Source organism: Vibrio sp. vnigr-6D03 (assembly GCF_002835515.1).
Classification (GTDB): Bacteria; Pseudomonadota; Gammaproteobacteria; order Enterobacterales; family Vibrionaceae; genus Vibrio; species Vibrio penaeicida.
In genome coordinates, this window is the sequence record NZ_PIZL01000012.1 from 58,801 (window position 1) to 84,630 (window position 25,830).

General features: G+C 44.3%; 23 protein-coding genes. 11 read left to right on the forward strand and 12 right to left on the reverse strand.

Going from position 1 to position 25,830, the window contains the following annotated elements:
* Positions 1-17: 17 nt before the first annotated feature.
* The 3 genes from CW749_RS08275 to CW749_RS08285 all read right to left on the reverse strand — a co-directional run bounded on the left by CW749_RS08275 (position 18) and on the right by CW749_RS08285 (position 1,874).
* On the reverse strand, positions 18-1,022 hold the full coding sequence (locus CW749_RS08275) for a Gfo/Idh/MocA family oxidoreductase (RefSeq protein WP_101111555.1): 1,005 nt from the start codon (positions 1,020-1,022) through the stop codon (positions 18-20).
* Between the two features lie 176 nt (positions 1,023-1,198).
* Complete coding sequence (locus CW749_RS08280; RefSeq protein WP_101111556.1) at positions 1,199-1,333, reverse strand: entericidin EcnAB; 135 nt, start codon at positions 1,331-1,333, stop codon at positions 1,199-1,201.
* A 145-nt stretch (positions 1,334-1,478) separates the two neighbouring features.
* Entirely contained in the window at positions 1,479-1,874 is a 396-nt protein-coding gene (locus tag CW749_RS08285) for a RidA family protein (protein ID WP_101111557.1), read from the reverse strand.
* Between the two features lie 437 nt (positions 1,875-2,311).
* Here CW749_RS08285 and CW749_RS08290 point away from each other — a divergent pair, with 437 nt between their 5' ends.
* Positions 2,312-3,007, forward strand: coding sequence for a YafY family protein (locus tag CW749_RS08290; RefSeq protein WP_101111558.1), 696 nt, complete (start codon positions 2,312-2,314; stop codon positions 3,005-3,007).
* A gap of 30 nt (positions 3,008-3,037) precedes the next feature.
* On the opposite strand, the gene CW749_RS08295 is transcribed toward CW749_RS08290, so the two are convergent.
* Complete coding sequence (locus CW749_RS08295; protein WP_101111559.1) at positions 3,038-3,919, reverse strand: LysR family transcriptional regulator; 882 nt, start codon at positions 3,917-3,919, stop codon at positions 3,038-3,040.
* 203 nt (positions 3,920-4,122) lie between these two features.
* Here CW749_RS08295 and CW749_RS08300 point away from each other — a divergent pair, with 203 nt between their 5' ends.
* The 6 genes from CW749_RS08300 to CW749_RS08325 all read left to right on the forward strand — a co-directional run bounded on the left by CW749_RS08300 (position 4,123) and on the right by CW749_RS08325 (position 8,865).
* Complete coding sequence (locus CW749_RS08300) at positions 4,123-5,310, forward strand: MFS transporter (protein WP_101111560.1); 1,188 nt, start codon at positions 4,123-4,125, stop codon at positions 5,308-5,310.
* A gap of 202 nt (positions 5,311-5,512) precedes the next feature.
* Positions 5,513-6,115, forward strand: a complete 603-nt coding sequence (locus CW749_RS08305; protein WP_101111561.1) for a LysE/ArgO family amino acid transporter — start codon at positions 5,513-5,515, stop codon at positions 6,113-6,115.
* 17 nt (positions 6,116-6,132) lie between these two features.
* A complete protein-coding gene (locus tag CW749_RS08310; RefSeq protein WP_101111562.1) occupies positions 6,133-6,546 on the forward strand; it encodes a GFA family protein in 414 nt (137 codons plus the stop codon).
* A 14-nt stretch (positions 6,547-6,560) separates the two neighbouring features.
* Positions 6,561-7,094, forward strand: a complete 534-nt coding sequence (locus tag CW749_RS08315; protein ID WP_101111563.1) for a cysteine hydrolase family protein — start codon at positions 6,561-6,563, stop codon at positions 7,092-7,094.
* 51 nt (positions 7,095-7,145) lie between these two features.
* Positions 7,146-7,730, forward strand: coding sequence for an NAD(P)H-dependent oxidoreductase (locus CW749_RS08320; RefSeq protein ID WP_101111564.1), 585 nt, complete (start codon positions 7,146-7,148; stop codon positions 7,728-7,730).
* A gap of 112 nt (positions 7,731-7,842) precedes the next feature.
* Positions 7,843-8,865: an alpha/beta hydrolase gene (locus CW749_RS08325; RefSeq protein WP_101111565.1), complete on the forward strand. Its 1,023-nt coding sequence runs from the start codon at positions 7,843-7,845 to the stop codon at positions 8,863-8,865.
* A 49-nt stretch (positions 8,866-8,914) separates the two neighbouring features.
* Here the strand turns inward: CW749_RS08325 and CW749_RS08330 are convergent, their stop codons facing one another.
* On the reverse strand, positions 8,915-9,994 hold the full coding sequence (locus CW749_RS08330) for an AraC family transcriptional regulator (protein WP_180958356.1): 1,080 nt from the start codon (positions 9,992-9,994) through the stop codon (positions 8,915-8,917).
* 584 nt (positions 9,995-10,578) lie between these two features.
* Between CW749_RS08330 and CW749_RS08335 the strand changes: the two genes are divergently transcribed.
* Complete coding sequence (locus CW749_RS08335; RefSeq protein WP_101111567.1) at positions 10,579-11,475, forward strand: LysR substrate-binding domain-containing protein; 897 nt, start codon at positions 10,579-10,581, stop codon at positions 11,473-11,475.
* A 674-nt stretch (positions 11,476-12,149) separates the two neighbouring features.
* Here CW749_RS08335 and CW749_RS08340 read toward each other — a convergent pair.
* Both CW749_RS08340 and CW749_RS08345 read right to left on the reverse strand, forming a co-directional pair.
* The gene (locus CW749_RS08340; RefSeq protein ID WP_101111568.1) at positions 12,150-13,079 is read right to left on the reverse strand and encodes an ornithine cyclodeaminase family protein; all 930 of its coding nucleotides are present in this window, start codon (positions 13,077-13,079) and stop codon (positions 12,150-12,152) included.
* Positions 13,080-14,222 (reverse strand): alanine racemase, encoded by a 1,143-nt coding sequence (locus tag CW749_RS08345; RefSeq protein ID WP_101111569.1) that lies wholly within the window; start codon positions 14,220-14,222, stop codon positions 13,080-13,082.
* A gap of 91 nt (positions 14,223-14,313) precedes the next feature.
* Here CW749_RS08345 and CW749_RS08350 point away from each other — a divergent pair, with 91 nt between their 5' ends.
* Positions 14,314-15,228, forward strand: a complete 915-nt coding sequence (locus CW749_RS08350; RefSeq protein WP_101111570.1) for a LysR substrate-binding domain-containing protein — start codon at positions 14,314-14,316, stop codon at positions 15,226-15,228.
* A gap of 174 nt (positions 15,229-15,402) precedes the next feature.
* Here the strand turns inward: CW749_RS08350 and kdgR are convergent, their stop codons facing one another.
* From kdgR to CW749_RS08370, 4 genes are all read right to left on the reverse strand, one after another.
* A complete protein-coding gene (kdgR, locus tag CW749_RS08355) occupies positions 15,403-16,191 on the reverse strand; it encodes a DNA-binding transcriptional regulator KdgR (RefSeq protein WP_101111571.1) in 789 nt (262 codons plus the stop codon).
* A gap of 666 nt (positions 16,192-16,857) precedes the next feature.
* Positions 16,858-18,552, reverse strand: coding sequence for an ABC transporter ATP-binding protein (locus CW749_RS08360; RefSeq protein WP_101111572.1), 1,695 nt, complete (start codon positions 18,550-18,552; stop codon positions 16,858-16,860).
* Positions 18,552-19,715 (reverse strand): ABC transporter permease, encoded by a 1,164-nt coding sequence (locus CW749_RS08365; protein ID WP_101111573.1) that lies wholly within the window; start codon positions 19,713-19,715, stop codon positions 18,552-18,554. The genes CW749_RS08360 and CW749_RS08365 overlap by 1 nt, the downstream gene beginning before the upstream one ends.
* Positions 19,716-19,717: 2 nt before the next feature.
* On the reverse strand, positions 19,718-20,725 hold the full coding sequence (locus CW749_RS08370) for an ABC transporter permease (RefSeq protein ID WP_101111574.1): 1,008 nt from the start codon (positions 20,723-20,725) through the stop codon (positions 19,718-19,720).
* A gap of 372 nt (positions 20,726-21,097) precedes the next feature.
* Between CW749_RS08370 and CW749_RS08375 the strand changes: the two genes are divergently transcribed.
* Positions 21,098-22,330 (forward strand): aspartyl protease family protein, encoded by a 1,233-nt coding sequence (locus tag CW749_RS08375; protein ID WP_101111575.1) that lies wholly within the window; start codon positions 21,098-21,100, stop codon positions 22,328-22,330.
* A 113-nt stretch (positions 22,331-22,443) separates the two neighbouring features.
* On the opposite strand, the gene glpK is transcribed toward CW749_RS08375, so the two are convergent.
* Entirely contained in the window at positions 22,444-23,934 is a 1,491-nt protein-coding gene (glpK, locus tag CW749_RS08380) for a glycerol kinase GlpK (RefSeq protein ID WP_101111576.1), read from the reverse strand.
* A 293-nt stretch (positions 23,935-24,227) separates the two neighbouring features.
* On the opposite strand from glpK, the gene glpD reads away from it, so the two are divergent.
* Positions 24,228-25,784 (forward strand): glycerol-3-phosphate dehydrogenase, encoded by a 1,557-nt coding sequence (glpD, locus tag CW749_RS08385; protein ID WP_101111577.1) that lies wholly within the window; start codon positions 24,228-24,230, stop codon positions 25,782-25,784.
* The last annotated feature ends 46 nt before the right edge of the window (positions 25,785-25,830 follow it).

Consider the following 25,830-nt stretch of genomic DNA (forward strand, 5'->3'; position numbering starts at 1 on the left):
TCTTTGTGCTACGGGCTTTATCTCTGGGTTAAATGTGCGTAACCCGCGTCTACTAAGCTTTGCTCCATAATCGACAATACCTGCTCGGTCACGTGAGGTTTTAAAACAGCAGATAGGCGCTTTTCATCAAGCAGAAGCTGCGAAAAATGCTCTATCTCGTATTCAAACCCATTCCCTTTTATGGGGTGGATAATAGAAAAAGACCCATTTTGAGTTTCAATGCTGATATGGCTCGGGTTCCACCACTTATCATGAATGGTAATGGTCACACCCTTGCCTTTTAATAGTGCCTCGCGAGGTAGGTTTTTTACGATGGAAGCAGAGATTGTTCCGCTTATCGCTCCATCAAATTGGAAGAGTGCATCTTCATCCACTTTGGACTGTTCGAAAGAGGTAAACATTTTAACGGTCGGCGTGGAAACCTTAACATTGAGTGTGTCACACAAATCGCAGAACAGCCATAAACCGTATACGCCTACATCCAATGTCGTCCCGCCTGCCAGCTCGTGGTTGAAAATGAACAAGTCAGGATCAAAATCGTGCTCATTGCCAAAGCCCGCTTCTATCGAAGTAAGTTGAATTTGGTGATCTACCAGGTAACTCTTCAACTCTTGGTATGCGGGAAACGCCACCGTTTTCATGGCTTCTAATAGCAAAACGCCCTGTTGTTTTGCTAATGCGCTCATGGCAAGCCAATCTGCCACGTTCGTAAAAGCAGGCTTTTCCACTAGGACATGTTTTTTATGTTTAAGGAACAATTCTGTCAAAGGTTGATGGAAAGGGTGGACCGTCGCCACATAAATGGCTTGTACGTTCGGATCTTTCGCTAACGCTTCGTAGCTGCCATAAAAGGTATCGCAGCCATATTTCTCTCCAAAACATTGAGCTCGGTTTTGGTCTCTGGCTGCCACTGCATACAGCTCTGCGTTGTCGCAATGCTGTGTTAAGGCGGTAGCAAAGCGCGTCGCAATGTTTCCTAACCCTGCGATGCCCCATTTTATCTTGTTGTTTGATGCGTTCATTGTTTAACTCTGCGATTTAGCATAATACGCAGCAGTGTAGCGAGAGACTACTCTATTTAATATGGAACAAAGCCGCTGAGTTGTTCTGTGTTTTTCTCTCAGAAGTGTTTTGTCAACAAAAAAGCAGCGCATTCAAAATACGCTGCTTTTTGATAATCCAATTAGAAATGAGCCTATTACTCAGTCGCCTCGTGGATAGTCTCTTTTGTCTCTTTCCAAATCTCGGACGAATCGTCTTTAACGCCTTCCCAAGTTTTTGCGCAGCCACCAAGTACAAAACTCATTGCGACAATCAAAAAAGACATTCTCATAGTGTAAATCCTTGCTCGTTAATATCTTATTGTGGATTCTAACAAAGAAGGAAAAGCAATGCCTACTCTGCGATTTAATTGATATAGGTTTGCTTAGCAATGAGAAAGTCACAATTGGCAATTCAAAAGCCTACTGCTAGAACCATTAGTCTGCGGCTATTGCTTCTATTTCAAATAGTAGCTCTGGAAGCGCAAGTCGGGTAACACCGAGTAATGTCATTGGGGGTGCTGCGTTGACTGGTCCCATTCGCATTCCAAGAATATCGAAATGTTTCATCGCTTCGTCCACATCCGTGGTGTAAATACGCAATTGAGTAAGATTGGCGAGCCCCATATCTGCTGCTTTTAGCACAGTTTCAAGGTTATCCATTGCCAATGCGATTTGACTCCGCATGTCCCCAATGTGTTGCGGCGCACCTTCTGTATCCACCGCTGTTTGCCCTGCGCAATTTAACTGACGACCTGCGCCTTCAATAATTTCAGCTTGGCTGTAGCCAAGATTTAGAGACCAATTCCATGGGTTAACGGCTGTTCTTTTCATCACTTCTATTCCTATGTTGGGTGAGTGGAATAGAGCATAACGACACCCTACTGACAGCATGGTGTCAGTAGGGTTAATTCAATATACCCAAGTAACCTCAAGATGCTTGGTTCAGCGAGAATTAACTGGCTTTTAGGCAAGGCATCGATTTGAAGATCTAGTCATTCTAAATCAAGAATCGGTAACGCAGTATGAAAGCCAGTTAAACTCGCCCTTGGGAGCCCATATTCTGCCACACTTCCTCGTCAAAGAACTTGGAAAGGACTCGTCATTCCACAGCGTTCTTTTCCTTGAATTGAAACAGAATATGAGGCTCTGAATCCTGCACCTTGAGGTCACTTGGGTATATACTCACCTAATCAAGGGCGTATCACTGAGCTAATGCCACAAGTACAAAATTCAGTGATGACAATAAATTTCTATGCAGGAGCAAAAGAATGAGACGAGCAGATAGGCTACTAAAAATGGCTCATTATCTTAGAAGCCGCCATCGCGCCGTCACTGCGCAGCAGATTGCTGAAGAGTTCCAGATATGCAGCCGCACCGTTTATCGAGACATTCAAGATTTGGTCACTTCAGGTGCTCCAATTTATGGCGAAGCGGGTGTAGGTTACATCATCGACAAGAAATACTACCTTCCCCCTGTCACCTTTGATATTGATGAGCTGGAAGCGATTGGTCTTGGCATCAGCATGGTACGCCAATGGACCGATGATCCCTTTGCTTTGAAAGCGACGAGCGCTCTTGAAAAAATTCAAGCAATCTTACCAGCCCAGCTTCAAGGCGAATATCAACAAATCACCACCTACTCCATGCCAAGTGAAGCGATTCTCCCTTGGAGCATCAGTTTCTCCGACCTCCGAGAATGCATACGCGAAAAACGAAAAATCGACATTCATTACTGTGACGACAACAAGAAAACGACTTCCCGAACGCTGCGCCCACTTGCACTGATATTTTTCAGCCCCGTTTGGCTGCTGGTTAGCTGGTGCGAAAAAAGGAAAGACTTCCGCCATTTTCGCCTCGATCGCATTCAATCGATGGTGTTAAGTGACGACTATTTTGAAGATGAAGAGGATAAAAATCTTAAAGCGTATAAAGCCCAAGATGAACAATGTGAGGGGATAGGGTGATTCTTTCCCTTTCCTTAGCGAGCACAAAAGTTACAACAACAATTTTGGCTGAATAAAATCTATGAATACCGAAATACGCTTAGCGACGGACGACGATCGGTAATACACCGCATTGATCTGTTCTCTATCGGCACTTGAGAATTTTTCTGTTTCAAGTAATGGAATTAGCCGACCTTCCTCGATGTCTTTTTTCACCATAAAGCCAGACAAACACGCTATGCCATTACCTGCTAATGCCAGTTGACGAACGGTCTCGCCATTACTGGATACAAATTTCGGCTCTAATACATCAACCCCTTTTAACGGCCATTGGTTCAACACTCTAGCCCCTGAGAAGCCGATGGTGTCATGAACTGAGAGGTCGCTGGTTTTTTGAGGAATGCCGCGACACGCTAGATAGGCAGGCGAAGCAACAATGTATAGTGTGCTTTTACCAAGGGGGCTGGCGTGGAGTGTAGAGTCGTTCAGTCGCCCAATCCGAATCGCCAAATCGGTTTTCTTCTCTAATAAATCCACAAACCCTTCATTCGACGTCAGTTCCAATTGGATGTTAGGAAAAGCGTCATTAAATGGCTTCACTAATGGCACTAACTGATGAAAAATAAATGGGCTTGCTGCGTCCACGCGCAACCGACCTTTGGGTAGATCGCCACGGGAGATAACCTCTTCTTCTGCTTGTTGGATTTGCATCAAACCAAGACGAACCGTATCGACAAACTGACGCCCTTCTTCTGTAAGCTCTACCCGACGTGTCGTGCGATTAAAAATGGAGACATTAAGCTGACGCTCAACCTTACTTACCGCACGCGACACGCGCGCTACCTGTATGTTTAATGCTTCGGCTGCGGCAGAAAATCCCCCTGAATCCACCACTGCCAATAACATTTCTAAATCATCCGATCGGGTTAGCATGTCTACTCTCTACATTCATTAGCTGAAACAATTTTATTGCATATTCCACAAAAGTCATTTGTTAAAACCTCTATTTTTAACAATTATTAGATTCCGCATAATTCGCCTCTATTCATTGGGACAAGTACGAAACACACCACTATTGAACGATACGTGCTTCTCAGAACTATCATTCTCAGGACTGTCATGGAGAGAACAACATTATGCCTTTAGCCCTTCTCGCATTAACGCTCAGCGCTTTTGCTATCGGGACCACCGAATTTGTCATTGTGGGGCTCATTCCTACAATGGCGGCCGATTTACAGGTGTCCTTACCCTCTGCTGGATTGTTAGTTAGCCTATATGCGCTCGGTGTCGCGATCGGCGCGCCCGTTTTAACCGCACTTACTGGAAAATGGAATCGCAAACACGTGCTTCTTTTCGTGATGAGCTTGTTTGTGGTCGGAAACTTGGTGGCTTGGCAAGCGCCAAACTACGATACGTTGATCGTTGCTCGCATATTGACGGGGCTGGCTCATGGGGTGTTTTTCTCGATAGGTTCTACCATTGCCACGGGGTTAGTGCCTAAAGAAAAAGCCGCCAGCGCGATAGCGATTATGTTTACAGGTTTAACCGTAGCTCTAGTAACAGGCGTACCTTTGGGTACCTATATTGGCCAAACTTTTGGCTGGCAAGCCACTTTCTTAACTGTCGCCGTGCTTGGCTTAATTGCATTGATTTTCAGTTTGCTCCTTGTACCAAACAATTTAAAGCAACCACCAGCCACCAAGCTGTCTTCACAACTTCGAGTGCTCACTCACCCTCGCTTATTGCTTGTCTACGCCATTACCGCTTTGGGATATGGCGGCACCTTTACCGCGTTCACTTTCCTAGCGCCTATTCTTGAGCAAGTCTCTGGGTTTAGCTCTAGCGCCATTGGTTTGATTATGTTGGTTTACGGCGTTTCAGTGGCTGTGGGGAATATATGGGGTGGAAAAATGGCCGACAAAATGGGACCAATCAAAGCCCTCACTATTATCTTTTCAGGTCTCGCGACTATTTTGGTTCTCTTTAACTTTACGGCAGTTAACCCAATTGCCGCGACGGCAACCATTTTAATTTGGGGCGCATTTGCATTCGGTAACGTACCTGGGTTGCAAGTCTATGTGGTCAACTTGGCAGAGAAACACACACCTGACGCGGTCGATGTCGCATCTGGGTTGAACATCGCTGCATTTAATGTCGGCATTGCTTTAGGTGCCTGGGGTGGCGGGCTTATCGTGGCAGAAGCGGGATTAATGCATACCCCTTGGGTGGGTGCCGTTATCGTTGTTATAGCTATTGCTCTCACTCGGCTCAGTGGAAAGCTCGATAAGAATAAAAAATTCGAGCTCACCAAGCAGACGGCTTAGCCCTACTCAGTTTTATACACCTACCTAGCTTTAAACCCAACCGACACGATCAGTCATGGCGTGTCGGTTCGCGTATCCTACAACTTCCATTCCTTCCCTTTAGCTTTACTTATGCCTCATCAGAATAACTATTTGAGTAAAGAGTCACTTTTCAGGCATGCTTATTTAAGGATTGCTCATTAATGATGTAAAAGGAATTTGAATGTTATCAACTTACATAGCCGGTTTTAGTCTTAGCCTTTCGCTTATTCTGGCTATTGGTTCGCAAAATGCGTTTGTGATCAAGCAAGGAATAAAGAAACAGCATGTCTTTCTGGTGTGCTTAGTGTGCGGCACATCCGATGCCATCCTGATTTCTATGGGAGTATCCGGCTTTGGTGCGCTGGTTCAGGAATTCCCCTCAATAGAGCAATTCGCCCGCTTCGGTGGGGCTGCGTTTTTGCTGGTGTATTCTTTTTTGAGTTTCAAATCCGCATTTAAAGAATCTCATGCCATGAACCTTGTAGGTGAATCCGAATCATCATGGAAGAAAACGGTGCTGATATGCCTAGCGTTTACGTGGCTCAACCCTCATGTTTATTTGGATACGGTGGTGCTACTAGGTTCTATCTCTACTCAGTATGAAGCCACCAAATTTTACTTTGGACTCGGCGCTGTCAGTGCATCGTTTGTCTTCTTTTTTAGCTTAGGGTATGGCGCTCGGTTACTTAAGCCCTTGTTTCAAAAACCTTCATCATGGAAAATACTGGAGTTTCTCGTTGGCGTTATGATGTTATTTATCTCGGTTAGTTTACTCTTGGGATAATCAACTGGACTAAGTAAATGTGGCAAAAACATACAGGATCCTGCCTTTGCAAAAAGGTCTCTTTTGAAATTGTGGGTGATATCAAGGCGGTTACGCACTGTCATTGCAAGATGTGCCAAAAGTCTCACGGGGCGGCTTTCGCTACATACGCTGCCACTCGCAAAGAACATTTTTCTCTGATAGGAAAAGAGCATCTCGCTCGCTTTCGATCTTCTGAGGACGTGACACGATCTTTTTGTACACACTGCGGGGCGAATGTACTCTGGCAGGATTCAGGAACATTTAGCAGTGAATGGACAACCTTTGCTCTGGCGTTACTTGATACTCCATTTGAAAGAGAAAAGCAGAAGCACATACATTTGGAATCCAAAGCCCATTGGCTATCAATCAATGATTCTCGGCTAAAACACTCTACTGATGCGAGTGAATGAAAGGACACAATAGAATGAAATCAGCGCTCCTTGTGATAGACGTACAACAAGGTTTAATGGAACCCAAACCGCAACCGTATGAAACAGAAAAAGTCATAAACCGAATCAACCAAGCAACAAACTGGGCGAGAGCGAAAGATATTCCCGTCATATTTGTGCGCCATGAAGCCCCAAACTCCATCGTTGAAATGGGCAGTGAGGGCTGGCAAGTACACCAAGATTTGGAGCAGGTTGAATCGGATTCTTACATCAACAAAACTACACCCGATTCATTCCACAACACCCATCTTCAAACCTTACTCGACGAACACCAAATCCAACATCTCTACGTATGCGGTTACGCCACAGAGTTTTGCGTAGACACAACCACTCGACGCGCTGCAGGTTTGGGCTATCCAGTAACACTGATTTCAGATGCTCATACCACGCATGATAAGCCTCACGCGAGCGGAAGTATCATTCGCGAACATCACAACTGCACACTTCCCGCTATTCAAAGCTTTGGTGTTAAGTTAGCGGCTATTCCTACGGCTGAGTTAGTTTCTTAAGGTATCCCCTGACTCTATTGACCCTTACTAAATTCCCCCTAAGGAGACACTGTGAATACATTGGTTGTTGTAACGCACCCTATTCAATCGAGCCTCTGCCAACATCTGGCTAAAGAAGTCATTGAACACCTCGAATCGAAAGGGCATTCGGTTACGGTTAAAGATTTGTACAAAGAACAATTCGACCCAGTATTGAGTGAAAACGAACGCCAAAGCTATTACGCCGATCATTTCGATGCTTCTAAAACGCAATCTGATATTGAGCAACTCGAAAACACAGAACACTTAGTCTTAGTGTTTCCTACTTGGTGGTTTAACTTTCCGGCCATATTGAAAGGTTGGTTTGACCGAGTTTGGGTGCCGGGCCGAGCGTACAACCACTCTGAAGATATGAAAGCCATTACCCCTAATTTGGGTAAATTAAAGAAAGTTACCGCAATCACTACACTGGGATCACCATGGTGGGTTGATCGCTTTGTACTGCGTCGCCCCGTATACAAAATTCTTAAATTTGCCTTGCTTGGGGCTTGTGCTAAAAACTGCTCGTTCCAAATGTTTTCTCTTTACCAAAGTGAAGTTGCCAAACAAAACCAAGTGACCAAGTTCTTAAAAAAGGTAAAAAGCAATATTCTGTAGCAGACGAAATGTAGCAAATTAGGTTTTAGGGCGTCCTCGATCGTGTTCTAGGACGCATCTAGCCTAGCTTTTTCGCAAAATGGCATCTCTATCCACTCAATGAGAAATCGCCATGAAAAAGCCTTATTCACTCTTTTTGTTCGCCTGTCTTTTGTTCCCTTCACTGTCGAATAGCCAAGACATCGGCTTTCTACAAACATCCATCGAGTCAGACACTCGCCCTCTCAACCTGACCATTTGGTATCCAACACGTGATAACACGGCACTGAAAGTAAAAGTGGCTGACAATATCGCTTTTGAAGGTATCTCGGTAAGAAAAAATGCTCAGATTCACCATGAAAAGCGTCCGCTCGTCATGCTCTCTCACGGCTATCGAGGCAGTTGGCGTAACCTGAATTGGTTAGCAGAATATTTGGTGGATTCCGGCTACATCGTGGCTGCACCCGATCACCCAGGAACCACCACATTTAATCCTTCTCAGGAACAAGCAGCGATGTGGTGGGAACGCCCAAGAGACATCAGCCGAGCGATCGATTGGATGCTGACAGACTCTGAATTTCACTCAGTCATTGATAGGAAAAATATCGCTGCCATTGGACACTCTATGGGCGGCTGGACGATGATAAACCTTGCGGGGGGTAAAACAGACTCGACTCAAATTAAACAAGAATGTTTGGCTCACCCTAACCCACAAGTTTGCAAACTGCTCCCTGAGATGGGGTTGGATAAGCCAACAAAGCAACACAGCCATTTAATCGATGAGCGTATTAAAGCGGTAGTATCGCTCGATCTCGGGCTGGCGAGAGGCTTCACGCCTGCTAGTTTGCAACAAGTAGCCATACCGGTTTTGATCCAAGCAGCAGGCACCAACACGGCGTATTTACCCTATGAATTGGAGTCGGGATATCTTGCTTCAATACTCCCCGAAAAAACAACGCGCTATGAGTTAATTCAAGACGCAACACATTTCAGCTTTATGCAGCTTTGTAAGCCTGGTGGTCGAGCGATTATCGAAGAAGAGCACAAAGGCGACGGCATGGTTTGTGATGATGGGATGAAACGAACTCGCCAAGAACTGCACGCAGCAATGGCAAAATCAATTATGGGCTTTCTTGAAGTGTCACTCACCCACTGAGCAAGACACCGCTGATTCAGCCGCCGGATAACTCCTTGGTTTGATTTATTTACTCTTTGGATCGGTTTATCTGGCGGTATTTACTTGGCGTAGAGTCTGTAATTCGGCTGAATTCACGGTTGAAATTGGACTTACTGTGAAAGCCAACCATTTCATAAATTTCAGTAATGGAGTGATTGGAGGTTTCCAGTAAGTTCATGGCATTCTGGATTCGGTATTCATTGATAAACTGAGAAACGTTCTTCCCTTTCAGGGTGTTTACGGCAATAGATATGTTTCTTGCAGGGATACCGGACTTTCGTGCCAATCGGTTTAAATTTAGGTTAGGGTCAAGGTGCAATTGAGAGGCGAGCAGTAAATTCTCGACAGTGTCCAACACCAGAGCATGCGTATCTTCTTCGCTATCTGTAGCCTCTTCACTATTTGTAGCCTCTTCACTATCTGCAGCCAAAGCCTCCAGCGTGACCGCTTCTTTTTTCTCAACGGATTCTGCATTCACTTCCAACGAAATGGTACCGCCTGCAATGCTTACCGCATAAGCGAGAATAGGAAGAATTAAGACATGTCCTACCGACAATATGGTCGTGATATTTTGGCCTTCAGATAAAGCAAAATCCAGTACGATTCCCACATCAACAACCGCAGAAAATAACAATAAACCCGATGTGAAATAGAGCGACGTTTTAAACTCATCGACTTGAGAAAATTTCACTCCTTTCCATTCATCTGGAGAGAGTTGAGTCAGCTTAAACAAAGCAATTGCGTAGCCAACATAAGTGCCAATAATGAAAAAGTCGATAACATCACGCATTTCATTGAACTGGCTGATGCCAATGCCGACTAAAGCTACAACAGCGACGTGAAGCAGCTTCCAGTGACTTTTATTATTCAAGGCATGGGAATAACACCACCACGTCAAAGGAGGGACGAGTGAAGCGACAATAGGCTGAATACTCCTCACCCATGACCATTCCGTTGTCCATCTTGCTCCAACTAAACTGATGGTCAATGCGCTACATAAAATAAAAGCCAGTGCTGGATAATAAGATTTGTCGTGCCGTTTAAGTAACACAGTAAACAACACTAATAGGAGTATAACGACAACAAAGGGGAGCGGAATGGATGGCATGTTGGAGAAATGTCCTTTAGAGAACCGTGAAGAAGCATCAAGCATATACCCATGTCACCGCAAGATGCCAGACATTAACCGTCCAAAAGCCATTCTGTATAAATTAACATGACATTGAATAGTCATGATGCAAACTGTCTCGAACTGCATACACATTAATACATTGTTACATATTGTGACCATGTGATTGGGGAAGATGAAAGCACTTAGCCTGAATAAAATACACACAATTTCAACACAAAAAGTGACTCCCATTCCAGTTATTTTATGTAATGAAACGGACTGTATTCTTTATGCAAATAAATAACTGAAAAATACAACTTTCTTTCAGAAAATTGACTTGATAATAATTCTATAAAATCTATAAGATGTATGTACTAAAAATAAGAAACACAATATCTTTCTAGGAAAAGCTAACCATGGTGACCGTTCACTTTCCATACTCATTTCCTACTTACTCATATATACCTTTATGAAATTTTTCATAGCCATTGATTTAATAAAATTATCTTAAAAAACTTCGATTAATATTTTTTATTATTTCGTTGATAAACTTTCATATATGGAGAAGTGCTTTGGAAAATATGAAGCGATACTGTATTTTTTCTGTTGTTGCCAGTGCTGGAAGTATGACAGCAGCGTCTAAAAGATTGGGAATGTCACCGTCTGCAATCAGTCAAAATATATCTCAACTTGAAAACGCCCTTGGGGTGACATTATTACACCGTTCAACCCGTGGATTATCCGTAAGCGAGGCTGGGCAAATATTATTGCAAGGTTACGGTCAAATGCGATCGCACTTTGAAAGTTTAGAGCAAAAATTGTCCGATTGCCGTGAGGGTGTAAAAGGCGATGTGCGTATTACATGCAGCACTGGTCTTGCACAAGCGACGATTGCTAACGCTCTTTCCCCTTGCCTTTCTAGTTACCCAGATATTCGGCTAAATCTCGTCGCAGACGACAAAATGAGAGATATCGTTCAAGAGAACATCGATATCGCGATTACGCTCGGGGAAACAAAAGACTGCAACTTGGTTTATCGCCCTTTAGGCAGCATTCCACGTGTGTTGTGTGCTTCTGAAAACTATCTTTCAACCTTTGGCATACCGCAGTTGGGTTCGGATTTGGTAAATCATCACTGGATAGTCAATTCCGACAGCGACACCATAGAAGTCGTCTGCAAAACTGCAGAGTTCGAAGAGAAATCCAACTTAAATGTTCGATGTAAAGTCAATAATGAAATGACGGCACGTTCATTTGCCATATCTGGACACGGATTAGTTCTTTTACCCCTACCTTTTGTAGAAGATCATTTAAGACGTGGAGAGCTAACCAGCGTTTTAAATCATATGTCATGGCCCGACATTAAAATACAAGCTCTAACCATTAGCCGAAGTGTACCTAAAAAAGTCGATGTGATGCTTGACGCGTTAAAACACTTTTTTAAACCGGAAGAGAAAAAAGCAAAGGCTTTGCATTAAATCACCAGCAAGGTTGATGATTCAAGGACCTGAACGAAGAACAAAGCCTTTGCGGGAACCTGTTTTAGTAGTGGCGCGATAGTTGAAAGTTTACATCCACTCTTCCTGTCACGGTGGAAAATGGATAAGCATAATTGCTTACTTTATATACAAAAACCTATTAATGGTTTTTAGGCACAACGCAATTGTATTTCTTATTATGTTTAGCAATTGTGTACTGCTTTTGTGCAGTACCTTAAATACCATAAAGTACCTCCTGACGAATTGTTTCTTATGAACGATGAGGATGAATAGTGAATACCCATTTAATTGTGGACTCATTCACAATCAATAGATATGTCACCCTCGACCTAGCAAAATCATAATATCGAATAAGGAGGAATTAGATAATAGATAAAAACTGAAATCTGTTTTAAGTAATATGATTATTATTTAAGGTATTTCTTAATTAAACAAATAAAAAAAGCAAACGATTACTTTTAAAAAACTTTAAATCAGTCGTAAAATTTATGTCGTAAAAATGTAAATCAAAAGTTCTCATGTCTTATAGTTGATAATATATTCAATTAATTTCATTTGCCGCCCTCAAAATTCAAACTTTTCTAACTATAAATATATTAGCCACTTAAACAATTCATCAAAGAAATGCAAATTTAATTTTCCATCAATGCCCCTTATTCCTCCTTATTAAGTAACCGCTTCGCCACAAATAGATCTTGCAATGCAATCCCAGAGCTATCAAAAATCGTGATCTGTTTGTCGGAGTTTCTTCCCCGATTCGATTGAACAAGTACTCTGTGCATTTCAGTTATTTCTATGTCGGAATTCGCGTGTTGGAATTCTCCGATCACTCTTGACTGCTTTTCGTAATCACAGAATAACGAGGCACGCTCAAACAGCTTTGTAGGGATCTCCTTTTTACCCACCTTATCGGCCCCCATTGCAGACACATGTGTTCCAGGTTGTATCCAATCGGCATCAAACAAAGGAGATTGAGCCGTCGTCACCGTGACAACAATATCGGAACACTCGCAGGCTTGTTTCGCTGTCACATTTTTTCCGAAGCCACACGCATCAGCGGCCAAACCATCATTTCTGAGCTTCTCTACTAAAGTGACTGATCGCGCTTCATTACGCCCAACAACCCATATCTGTTCGATATCTCGAATGGCACAGACCGCACTGACCTCGTAATACGCTTGATGCCCAGTACCAAAAACGGTGAGTATCGAGGCTTCTTTGAGTGCCAACGCATCCGTTGCGACAGCATCAGCCGCTGCCGTGCGATAAGCATTCACTTCCCCTGCCTCAATGGTTGCCATTAGCCCACCCGTTTCTGGATCCAGTAAAAAGATCGCAGTGTTATGGCAAGGCATACCTTTTTGCGAATTTTCGGGCCAATAGGAACCTGTTTTCCAGCCCACAACATTGGGGGTACTGGCAGACTTTAGCGAAAACATGCTTCCAGGCTGATCACCTGCTGCATTGACGACAGGAAACAGTGTTGCACTCTCCCCAACCGCTAGATAAGCATCCTTTACCGCGGCGTAAGCCAGCTCGTGAGTGATCAGTTGTCGTGTTGTTTCTTCGTTAAGATAAATCATTTACCACCCCTGAATTCTTTGCCAAGTCTCTGTTGAATTATCGACATCAACGACATGATAGGTTTGATGCATAGACGCCGTAGCACACGCATGATTAGGTAAAATTCGCAGTTGCGTGCCTACGGGCAACAACGAGAGATCAAACTGACCTTTTTCGTGCTCTATGATTCCATGCTCTTGATTGAGCTGGGATACCCTCAACCCTTCAACCAGATTTCCATTCACATCGGTCACTAGACCAAATGAATCTTTTTCATCGGCAAGGCTAAGGCCAGGATCACTGGATAACGCCATCCAACCCGCATCAACAATCAACCACCCTTTTTCAACGTTATGACCGATAACACTGGTTACAACGGACAAAGCAATGTCGCTGGGTTCGCAAACACCCACTTTCGCCATGACCAAATCAAAAAAGCAGTACACACCAGCACGAACCTCCGTTATGCCGTCATACTCTTCACCAGAAAATGCGGTCGGCGTCGAACCCACACTCACCACTTTGCATTCAATACGATTATCAGCAAGCATTTTTGCGGCGCGGCGAGCACACTCAACTTCTTGTTTCGCTGCCGCTGCAAGTTCTTGCTCAGACTGGCAGAAATACGACTCTCCCGCATGCGTCAGAACACCTCTAAACTCCGCCCCACCATATTGAAGAATGTGAGCGATTTCGACCAAAAGTAGAGAATCTGATCGAATCCCGCCTCGGTGCCCATCGCAGTCCAATTCGATCAAAGCTGGAATAGCACACCCAGATTTTTGGCAAAAAGCAGCAACCAATTTTGCTTGCTCAACGCTGTCTAAAATAACGGCAATGTCCACACCACCAAGAAGCAACGACTGTATTCTTGGGAGTTTGCTTGCCGTAATACCGACGGCATAAATGAACTCACGATACCCTGATGCCGCCAATACTTCGGCTTCCTTGAGCGTCGAGACCGTCGCTGGAGAGTGCTTCTCTGGTAATACATGATGAGTTGCTTCAACAGAACGCACCGTTTTCAAATGCGGGCGCAGTGCGACACCATGGCTTTCCATCCTCTGCCTTAAACGCAAGATATTGTGTAAGAATTGCGCTTTATCGAGTCTTAAGTAGGGCGTATCAAGCTGCGTTGGCTGTTCGTTTCTATCTTGGTTCATCACAAACTCCTAACGTGTTTTCTTTAGTGTCACTCAAATATGTTTGAGTTAAAATTAATCAATACCAATACACTGATTAGGTTTGAACTAAATGATTACCACAGAAGATTTAAAGTTCATTCAAGTAGTCGCAAGTCATAGAACTCTATCGGACGTTGCTCGCACGCTGAACATCACACCGCCATCGGTGACGTTGCGGCTTCAACATATCGAAAAAAAGCTGTCGATCTCTCTGATTCAAAGGCCCTCTCGGACCGTATGCTTAACGGAAGAAGGTCGGTTGTTGTTAGACAGAGGCGCATCCATCATTCGAGAGCTTGAAGAGCTTCAACACGTGATCGATAACAACAAACAAACCGTCAGCGGAAAACTGCGAGTACTTGCACCACTAGGGTTCGGCAATGACTATGTCACGCCTTTATTAGCGGAATACAAGAAACAACACCCACAGCTAGAAGTAGAACTTGAGCTATCAGACAACCCAACATGGTCACATCACCACAAGTGGGACATCATTATTTACATAGGTAAGCTGCAAGACTCCTCTTTGCGAATGGTAACCTTAGCGAAAAACCAGCGCTTTCTGTGCGCGTCTCCTGATTACCTCCGCCAATACGGTGAACCTAAAAAGCCTGAAGATCTCCACCAACACCAATGCATTTCGCTGAGAGAAAACAATGAAGATGTCACACTGTGGTCGCTGACTCATAAAAAAAGCAAAAGCGAACAATTGATTAGGGTAGAACCTTCGATGGCGAGCAATGAAGGTCGGGTTGTGAAAGATTGGGGAATCTCAGGAATGGGCATCATCATGCGATCGCAATGGGACGTTCAGCCCCAAATCAACAGCGGCGAGCTAACCCAGATAATGTGCGACTATGAATTGCCGAGCGCCGACATCATTGCGCTTTTGAATACCACTGAACAGGAACGCTCGAAAAGGGTCAGTGGCTTCTTAGCTCTATTAAAAGAGCATTTATTGCCCGCACCGTGGAAAGCTCAGTAATTAAAAGCTCGTTCATTAAAAGCTTAGTCATCAAAAGCTAAATCATTACAATCAAAAACTGTAGAGATCAAAAAAGGAAGGTGAAATCACCTTCCTTTCAAATCACACCATCTCCAATAGCCGCATTCTTTTAATGAAGCCAAAGAGTGTGAGTCTTTTCTCGATGCAAAATCGTTATTTCCCGTGAGGGTACGCTTTACAGCCAAGTTTTAGCGAAATTCGAGCCGCAGCGGCATGGAGCTCCGCGATATACTCTGTTTTCTTCTCTTCAGTGAAACGAATTGTAGGCAAGGAAACACTCATACCCGCAACGACTTGATTAAAGCGGTCGTACACTGGTACAGCGAGGCAGCGTAGCCCAACTTCCTGCTCTTCGTTATCTTCACCAAAGCCTTGCTCTTTCACAGTTGGTAATTCGCCAAGTAAGGATTCCACATTTTCGTGGGTCTTGTCGGTCGACTTGGTGAACTCTACAACTGAAAGGATATGTCGAATGTCTTGCTCGTCTCGCTCAGCCAACAACACTTTACCGATAGCGGTGGTGTGAAGCGGATTGCGACGCCCAATACGTGATTGCATACGCAGGTTGTATTTCGAATCGATCTTGTGGATGTAGATAATACCATCGCCATCGAGCGCACCTAAGTGCAACGCCTCGTTAGTTAGATCGGAAATTCGGCGCATTTCGATATCCGCAAGATCCACCAGATCCACATACTCCAATGCACTTGCACCAAGTTCAAACAGCTTAAGCGTTAATGAATAGTTTTCACTTTCGCCTTCCTGAGATACATAGCCCAACGTTTTCATAGTTTGTAGAAAGCGATAAACGGTGCTCTTAGACATCATAAGACGCTGAGCTAATTCACTGATACCAATATCCTTTTGTGTACTCAGTGCTTGTAAAATACCAAATGTTTTCAGAACCGAAGATACGGATTCAGGTTGCTTTGTTGTTGTCATTATTACTCCACAAATAGCTTGGTTATGGGTAAAAAGCTCTAGCGTCCCCTGCCAAAGCCAGTGGCAAAATTGCCATTCCGTTGCGTTTTAATCGAATCAAAGCAGACAAAAACGATAGATTTGCCACTATTCCCAAAGTCTGTAACCAATTTAAAATAATGTTCTATAAAAAAAAAGAGCGTTAAACTTTTTTTTTGAACTCAGCCTAGGTTAGTGTTCAAACTTTTTCTATAAACAAATGAATTATCTGAAATTAGTTACTACCGCATATCGATTTTAGTCGTCTTGTTTCGCAGCTGCAACGAATATTAAACCTACATATCCAGCTCAGTTTATTGAAAGCTCAGAAATAAATAGTATTAATTTTATAAACTAATTGATATTTAATCTTTGTTATAAAGCTACTGAGAAAATAAGCATTCATTATGAAATCGATTAACTCATAAAAATATGAATATTCATTTCTTCACATTGAATGAAAACTCAGAATATATTTCATGCAACTTACTGATTTTTATATGTATATGCCTAAGTAGCCTCTAGCCAATGCTTTGTAGACAAAAAAGCCTCCAAGAAGGAGGCATTTTTTATCGCAGATGCTCAAACCGCCTTAAACAAAATGAAATATTTCCCTAGTTACGTTCAATAGTTTCGTTCATACATCCGCTAAGCCGTTGCTAGGGTTTCAGGTGGTAACTCCGCAACCGGAACAGCTGAGATCAATTCACGCGTGTAAGGCTGCTGAGGATCATGAATAACTTCATTTACGCTTCCTTGCTCCACAATTTTTCCGTGTTGAAGCACAATCACCCGGTCACAAAAGTATTTCACCGTCGCAATATCGTGTGTTATCAGAATAAACGCCGTCCCATAGGTATTTTGGAACTCGATCAATAAATCCAACACCTGTGAGCGCAGAGACACATCTAACGCCGCAGTGGCTTCATCGGCAATCACCACTTTTGGCAGAGTAACCAGAGCACGAGCGATAACAATCCGCTGGCGCTGACCACCCGAAAAAGCATGCGGAAAACGGCTGGAGAATTCCGGAGGTAAACCCACCCACTTCATCATATTCCTAACGCGCTCTTCCCTCTGCTTACCACTCATTTCAGATCGCAGCAGTTTTAGCGGCTCTTCTATGATATCGAATACCGTCATTCTTGGGTTAAGCGACGACCAAGGGTCTTGAAAGATCAAACGCAAATCAGCGAACAACGGGTCTCGCTTAATCCGTTTGTAATCCGACAGCTCCAATTCGACTTTGCCTTGTTTATCAACATACTGAATTGAGCCGGAAGTGGCAGGTGCCATCCCTAGAATCGCTCGTCCTAAAGTGCTTTTCCCTGATCCAGATTCTCCAACAATACCCAGCGACTCCCCAGGATGAAGCACTAGGTTTGCATCGTCTACAGCAGTCATGATCTGCTTTTTCTGGAACATTTTGGCTGGTTTTTCAAATTGCTTTGTTACCGATACAACGTCCAATATTGGTTGATCGTTCTCACCTTCAATCAATGAAAATGGTTTTTTAACTTTTGATGGCTTCTCTAGCGCTCGGGTAGCATGCATCAACTTATTGGTATATGGGTGCTCTGGTTGCTCAAATATCTGGCGGACACTGCCACACTCCACGAGTACACCCTTTTCCATTACCGCCACACGGTCGGAAATTTGCGCCACAACGCCTAGGTCATGAGTGATGAACAGAATCGCCATTCCGATCTCTTTTTGAAGCTGCGAAAACAGCGCCAATATTTCGGCCTGAGTCGTTACATCCAAAGCCGTGGTTGGCTCATCGGCAATCAATATGTCGGGGCGGCTCGCAATGGCCATAGCAATAACGACACGCTGACGTTGCCCACCAGATAACTCAAATGAGTATTTGTTGATCAAGCTTTCTGGCTCTGGCATTTGTACTTGAGTCAGCAGTTCAACCGTTCTTTCGTGAGCAGACTTCTTGCTAATGCTTGGGTCTACTAAACACAACACCTCTTTAATTTGGTCGCCAACGGTATGTACCGGACTTAGCGCAGCCATCGGCTCTTGTGAAACTAAAGAGAAGTTAAAACACCTCAAGGCGCGCATCTCTTTGCTGCGAGGATCAATCTGAGTAATATCGATGATTTGCCCAGAGTCGGTGGTGAGTAGTATTTCACCTGAATCGATTCGACCGGGGCGATCCAACAACTGCATGATGGCACTCGATGTGACCGATTTCCCTGAGCCTGATTCACCGATAACCGAAAGTGTTTCGCCTCTGTAGAGGTCAAACGACACCCCTTTTACCGCATGAAAGTGCTCCGTGCTGGTCGGGAAGCTTACGTTTAAATCTTTAACCTGTAGAATTTTCTCAGCCATTATTTTGCTCCCTGATCATGGTATGGGTCGCATGCATCACGCAGACCATCGCCGACGAAGTTCATTGCCAGAATCACAACTACCACTGCTGCTGCCGGAATAAGTAGCCAAGACGCTTCGGCTAGTGCTCGAATGTTTTGAGCTTCTTGCAGCAACACACCCCAGCTAACCATTGGCGCTTGCAAACCCAACCCAAGGAAACTCAACGCAGTTTCGCCCAAAATCATGGCAGGAATCGCCAATGTCACCACCGCAATAATGTGGCTTAAGAAGTTAGGCACCATGTACCGGCGAATGATCTCAAAGGGAGTATTCCCATCCAACCAAGCAGCCGCAACATACTCTTCACTTCGCAGAGACATAAATCGGCTGCGCACCACTCGCGCCATATCTGGCCAAGAAACTAGCCCGAGGATTATGGTGATCAAAAAGTATTTCGTGAGCGAACTCCACTCTGAAGGCAATGAAGCAGACAGAGCCATCCACAATGGCAAAGTGGGAATCGACTTCATGAATTCAATACTTCGTTGAATGAAGTTATCAATAGTTCCACCAAAGTATCCGGAAATACCACCAATCAGAATCCCGAGAACAAAAGTCGTAAACACCCCCATCAGACCAACAGACAACGAGATTCTTGCGCCATAAATAAGACGGGAAAGCATGTCGCGTCCCATTCTATCGGAGCCAAAAATGAAGAATGGCTGTCTCTTGTTTTCAGGCACGATGAATTTGTAACTCATCGGTATGAATCCCATCAGTTCGTAGCGATCCGTCTTACCGAAAAACTCGAAATACACTTTCTTGTTTTCATCAAGCGTGTAATGGCGCTTCAACGTTCGTAGGTCCGTTTTACTCTTGTAAAACTCCAAATGCGGTGCCCAACGCCAGCCATCATCAGTGCTTTCAAATAAGCTAACGGACTGAGGTGGTGCATAGGTGTAGCGGCGCCAGTTGTCGCTTGGGTCAAAAGGGGCAAAAAACTCGGCGAAAATCGCCACAAAGTAAATCAGAGCTAAAAACCAAATGCTGTACCAAGCCAATTTGTGCTGACGTAACTTAATACCAATAAGTTGCCACTGTGTTGCGGTGCTCAAATCAAGTGGCTGCTTTTTCTTTCTGCCAAGTAGGCGACCGAACCAATTCATTGTAGACGTTGTCATGATTAAAACTCCTTAGACACGCCAACGCGTACACGGGGATCTACCCAGTACAGCAGCAGGTCAGAAATCAGGGTACCGATAATGGTAAGAATGGACATAATAAGAAGTACGTCACCAGCGACATACATATCCTGAGAACGCAGTGCCGACAGCATTAGCGGACCTAAAGTAGGGATGTTCATGACTTGGCTGACGATAATATCGGCACCCAACAACGCAGGGAGCATCCATCCAATCGTAGAAACAATAGGCAAAATGGCGATTCGAACTGGGTACTTCATAATAAGACGAGCTTCGGACTGCCCCTTCGCACGCGCCGTTTTCACATAAGGCTTTTTCAATTCATCAAGAAGGTTCGCTCGCATGATTCGGATGATGCCTGCAAGACCTGCTGTACCCACTACCAATATGTAGATCCAACTGCGAGAAGCAGCGTCCATGAACTTCGCCCACGACATAGGTTGATCAAGGTACGCTTCGGAATACAGCCCAGATACGACCGTATCGAAACTGTAGTAGCCAATCAGCAACGCAACGATCGCGATAACGAAATTTGGTGTCGCCATACCAATAAAGCCAAATACAGTGGCGATGTAGTCACCAAAAGAATACTGACGAAGGGCAGAATACATCCCGATAGGAATAGCGACTAAAAATTGAAAAAAGAAAACGGCAAGCGCAAGGCATACTGTCGGCCAAACTCGAGGCTCTATTGTGTCCCATACTGGCTGACTATTGGTGAGTGAAATACCCAAATCACCGGTCATTAACCCCATCATCCAGTTGGCGTACCGCTCAAGCAGTGGCTTATCGAGCCCATACATTTCACGGAGTGTGTAAATCATCTGCGGATCGACGGTTTGACCCATCGCTTGAAGTTCTGCAATTTTAGATGAGGCAAAGTCGCCGGGCGGTAAATCGATCACCGCAAACACGACAATGGAAACGGCAAAGATGGTGACGAGAATCGACACCAGCCGCTTACCAGCAAACAGAAAAAAACTGTTCATTCATTGTTCCTTAACTTCGAAACCCATTGTGGCTGTTGATCATTCTATTACTCATAAACAGAAGACTGAGCAAAGAGATACGTGTCTCTAAATGCACATTGAAAAGCGTCCTTTCCCCTGGTGCATTTTTATTAGAACGCATTGAATAATATTTTTGAAACGCTTTTTCATATTTTTGCCAATCCAGTCAGCAAAAATACTATGAAGCGTGATCAACGCCAAATATTTGTATCAGTAATGATTTACAGGAGGGAAGTTTTGTAAGAGGAAAGTCAATTATATTAGCAGTATCAATTTTGCGACAACAGTTCCCCTTCGATTGCTGTAAAACAAGTTACGTACCTTCCCGATACGGAATCATCAGGAACTACTATGAAAAAACTTAATATAATATTTATCAGCGTCGTACTTTTGCTTGGCTGCACAAGCAACACACCACAAAACGGTTTACATGAGGTTTTACTGACTAAGCCATACACGGAAACTAGCCGTTTCCATACCGTCGTTCCCGTGCTTACTATTGAGAACAAGATGTATCTCTACGCCAGTATCAATGGAAAACGATATAGCTTTATCTTTGACACAGGCTCACCCACGATTCTGACCAAGCAGGTTGCCACCGATCTTGGGTTAGAAATCATGGGCACCAACAAAGGAAAAGACGCAAATGGAAACCTCGTTTCCATGGATTTGTCGATTGCAGATTCAATATCAATAGGTGATGTCAATTTTCGCAATGTCCCTGTCTTTATATTCGATCCTTCGCACCTTACAGGGGCGTCATGCTACTTAGAAGGTGGGGTCATAGGCTCTGAAATTCTTCCACTAGCAACCTGGCAGCTCAATTTTTATGATAGTGAGATTGTCATAACCAGTGACAGGCGAAAACTGGACTACATTAACAACGCCTCACGCGCATCGCTTAAACAGGGCGGCTACCCACACGCGCCGATTTTTGAACATCGCATAAACGGGAAATTTAAAGACAATGCGCTGTTTGATACAGGCAACACTGAGTTACTGAACCTTAACCCACTGGCGCTGCAACAAATGATCACTGACGGAGTGATCCCTAACCCCAAAGTTGAAGGGCATGGTTCATTTGGCGAATCAGCAGGTGGAGAAGCAGAACCAACCACGTATTATCAAGCTTCCATTGAAAGTATGAGTATCGGTGGATTGGAGCTGGAAAATTTCTACGCTTGGAGCCGCACAACCACACCAACACTGATTGGTGCAAAACTGCTGGAAGACCATATAGTCACGCTGGACTACCCAAATAGAAATGCCTATTTCTATTCACTTCACGAAAGAAAAAAAGACAAAGAAAGTGCTAAGGAGCCCTTCAATTGGGGATTTCGAACCAGTATCGGCGAATTAAACGCTCTTAACGTGAGTTTTCTCGAGTCTCCTTCAATTGCAGAAAATGCTGGGCTCCAATTGGGCGACCGAGTTCTAAAAGTGAGCTACCGAGATACCACCTATATCGCACCGGAAAAGCATTGCGAAATACTTCGCTGGCTACCCAGAGCATATGATGGTCAAGATCTTGAGCTAAAAGTACTGCGTGGTGATGATCATAAAATCATTCGAATGGAGCGATAAGCAGTAAAAATTCAATAGAGAAGCAATGGAAAACCAATAGAACCATCCGTTTTCACTATGAAGACAACGGATGGTTCTAGCTACTTTATTCTTGAACTTATTTATTCTTGAACTTACTTCGCTTGAGTTTGACGTATCGCTTGCTTCCACCCTTCATAGAGACGTGATTGCTCTTCTCGCTTCATCTGTGGTGAGAACACTTTGTCCACTTGTCGCTTATCATCTAACTCTTTCTTATCTTGCCAAAACCCGACAGCTAACCCCGCGAGTATAGCGGCACCTAATGCTGTTGATTCGGTTACCGAAGGGCGCACCACTTTAGTGTGCATAATGTCGGATTGAAATTGCATGAGGAAATCATTCGCAACCGCACCACCATCTACACGAACCTGATTTAGCTTAATACCCGCATCTTCTTCCATAGCTTCAAGAACATCACGGCTTTGGTAGGCAATAGACTCCAATGTGGCGCGTATGATGTGGTTTCGATTAGTGCCTCGCGTGATCCCAGTGAGCGTGCCTCTGGCATGAGGGTCCCAATAAGGAGCACCAAGCCCTACAAATGCAGGCACCAGATAAACACCATTCGAATCCTCGACTTTCTCGGCAAAATATTGCGTATCGGAGGCATCGCGGATCAAGCCTAATTCATCGCGTAGCCACTGCACAGTTGCTCCGCCCATAAAGACACTGCCTTCCAAGGCATACGCTATTTCATCGCCTATTTTATACGCGATGGTGGTTAGCAACCCATGCTTAGACTGAATGGCTTGATCGCCCGTGTTCATCAACAAGAAGCAACCCGTTCCATAGGTATTTTTCACCATGCCCTTAGTAAAGCACTGCTGACCAATCATCGCGGCTTGCTGGTCACCTGCAATGCCGGAGATAGGGATTTCTGTCCCACCACCTATGTTGGCATAGCCGTACACTTCACTGCTCGACTTCACTTCTGGCATCATGCTGCGCGGAATATTAAACAGCTCCAACAGCTTGTTATCCCATTCCAATGTATGAATGTTGAATAGCATAGAGCGGGATGCATTCGATACATCAGTCACATGGGATTTGCCATTGGTGAGTTTCCAGATCAACCAAGTATCGACCGTTCCGAACAAGAGCTCCCCTTTTTCAGCTCTCTCTCGCACGCCTTCTACGTTATCCAGAATCCATTGAATTTTAGAACCAGAGAAGTACGCATCAACCACTAAACCCGTGGTTTGTTGAATGTAGTCTCCCCAGCCTTGCGCTTTAATTGCATCACAAGTTTCAGCTGTGCGGCGGCATTGCCAAACAATCGCATTGTAAACAGGGTGTCCCGTGTTTTTGTCCCAAACAATGGTGGTTTCACGTTGGTTGGTAATACCGATTGCGGCGACTTGCTCGTTATCAATGTCCGATTGAGCTAAAACTTCAGTTAAGGAAGAACGCTGCGTCCCCCAAATTTCCATTGGATCGTGTTCAACCCATCCACCTTTCGGATAGATCTGGCTAAATTCACGCTGTGTCGTGCTCAAAATGTTAGCACTCTGATCGAAGATGATAGCGCGAGAGCTGGTTGTTCCCTGATCCAAGGCAACGATGACTTTGTTGCGTACTTCCATGAATGCTCCGTGACCCTTTTTGATTAAATTAACTGCATTCTTCCATCAAATGTTCGTTTTCGCAACAAAACACTCAAAGGTTAATTCGATGTAAACGCATAACTGTGAGCTCGGTTAAGCCTAAACATTATAACGTTTGTATTGACGTAACATTACAATTCAAGGTCAGTATTCGATAGGTTACAAGGGCTTTACTAAAATATTTTGTTGGTTTTTTACTCGACCTACTTATTAGTTTGTGTATATACTGCTCAATAACGAAAACAAACGAACATTTACGAAGGTAGAGAACTATGTCAACGCAAGCTGAATTCGATAAAACGACTTCTGCTAAACATCACTCAAGCAAGAGTGAAGAATATGATGTCGTGGTCATTGGTGGCGGAATCAATGGTGTAGCAGTCGCTGCGGATGCGGCAGGTCGCGGGTTAAAAGTCGGGCTGTACGAGATGTCGGATCTCGCTTCAGCGACATCGTCTGCAAGCAGCAAGCTCATTCACGGTGGTTTACGCTACCTTGAACATTACGAATTTCGCTTAGTGAGTGAAGCACTCGCAGAACGTGAAGTGCTATTAAAAAATGCGCCTCACCTTGTTGCCCCTATGCGCTTTCAGTTGCCTCATCGTCCACACCTTCGCCCTGCATGGATGATCCGTGCTGGTTTGTTTCTTTACGATCACATTGGCAAACGCGTCTCTCTACCCGCAAGCCACGGCGTTCACTTTGCCCAATCCAGCCCATTACTGCCAGAAATGAAAGTAGGGTTTGAGTATTCAGATTGCGCGGTCGATGATGCTCGTTTAGTGGTTGCAAACGCTCAAATGGCGACGCAATTTGGTGCGACTGTGGAAACTCGTTCTCGATGCATCGATGCCACTCGCAGCGCAGAAGGTTGGGAAATCGAGATTGAAAACACACAAGATCATTCAGTGAAAACCGTAACTGCAAAGGCACTTGTTAACGCTGCTGGACCTTGGGTGGACCGCTTTTTTGATAGCCAGCTTAAGATGCGTTCTCCTCGTGGTATTCGTCTAGTAAAAGGCAGCCACATCGTTGTTCCGCGTTTGTACCCTGAAAACCATGCCTTTATCTTGCAAAACGAAGACAATCGCATTGTGTTTGTTATCCCATACCAAGACAAATACTCCTGCATTGGTACGACCGATGTGGAATATCAAGGCGATCCTTCAAAAGTAGAAATCAGCCAAGATGAAATCACTTATCTGTGTGACATTGTGAACCAGCATTTTGTGGAAAAAGTCTCTCCAGGCGATGTGATTAATACGTGGTCAGGTGTACGTCCACTTTGTGATGACGAATCTTCAGACGCACAAGCAGTAACGCGTGATTACACCATCGAGCTGGATGATATGTTTGATGATGCCCCATTATTGTCTATCTTCGGCGGTAAGCTCACCACTTACCGTAAGTTAGGGCAAGCCGCAGTGAACAAGCTCGCGCCATTCTTCCCTAAAATGAAAGAGGAGTGGACAAAGTCAGCCATACTTCCAGGTGGCGATTTTTCCAATCGCGAACAGCTTTCTACTGCACTCCAGCATAGTTACCCATGGCTCAACCAAGACATCATCCGTCGCTGGGTGCGGGCTTATGGAACACTAAGCCATCGAATCATTGGGCAAAGAACCAGCATAGAAGACATGGGCACCGATTTCGGTCACGGATTATATCAAGCCGAAGTGGATTACTTAGTTCAGCATGAATGGGCAACCACAACGGACGATATCTTATGGCGACGATCCAAGCTTGGTATAGAGTTTAGTGAATTGGATGTGGAAAAACTTGAGCTCTATTTAAACAAACCTGAAGCAAGGTTAGGAATCGCCGTTTAAAAAAGTCTTTTAGATCAATACAGTATTTTACTTATCAGCTCCTGCA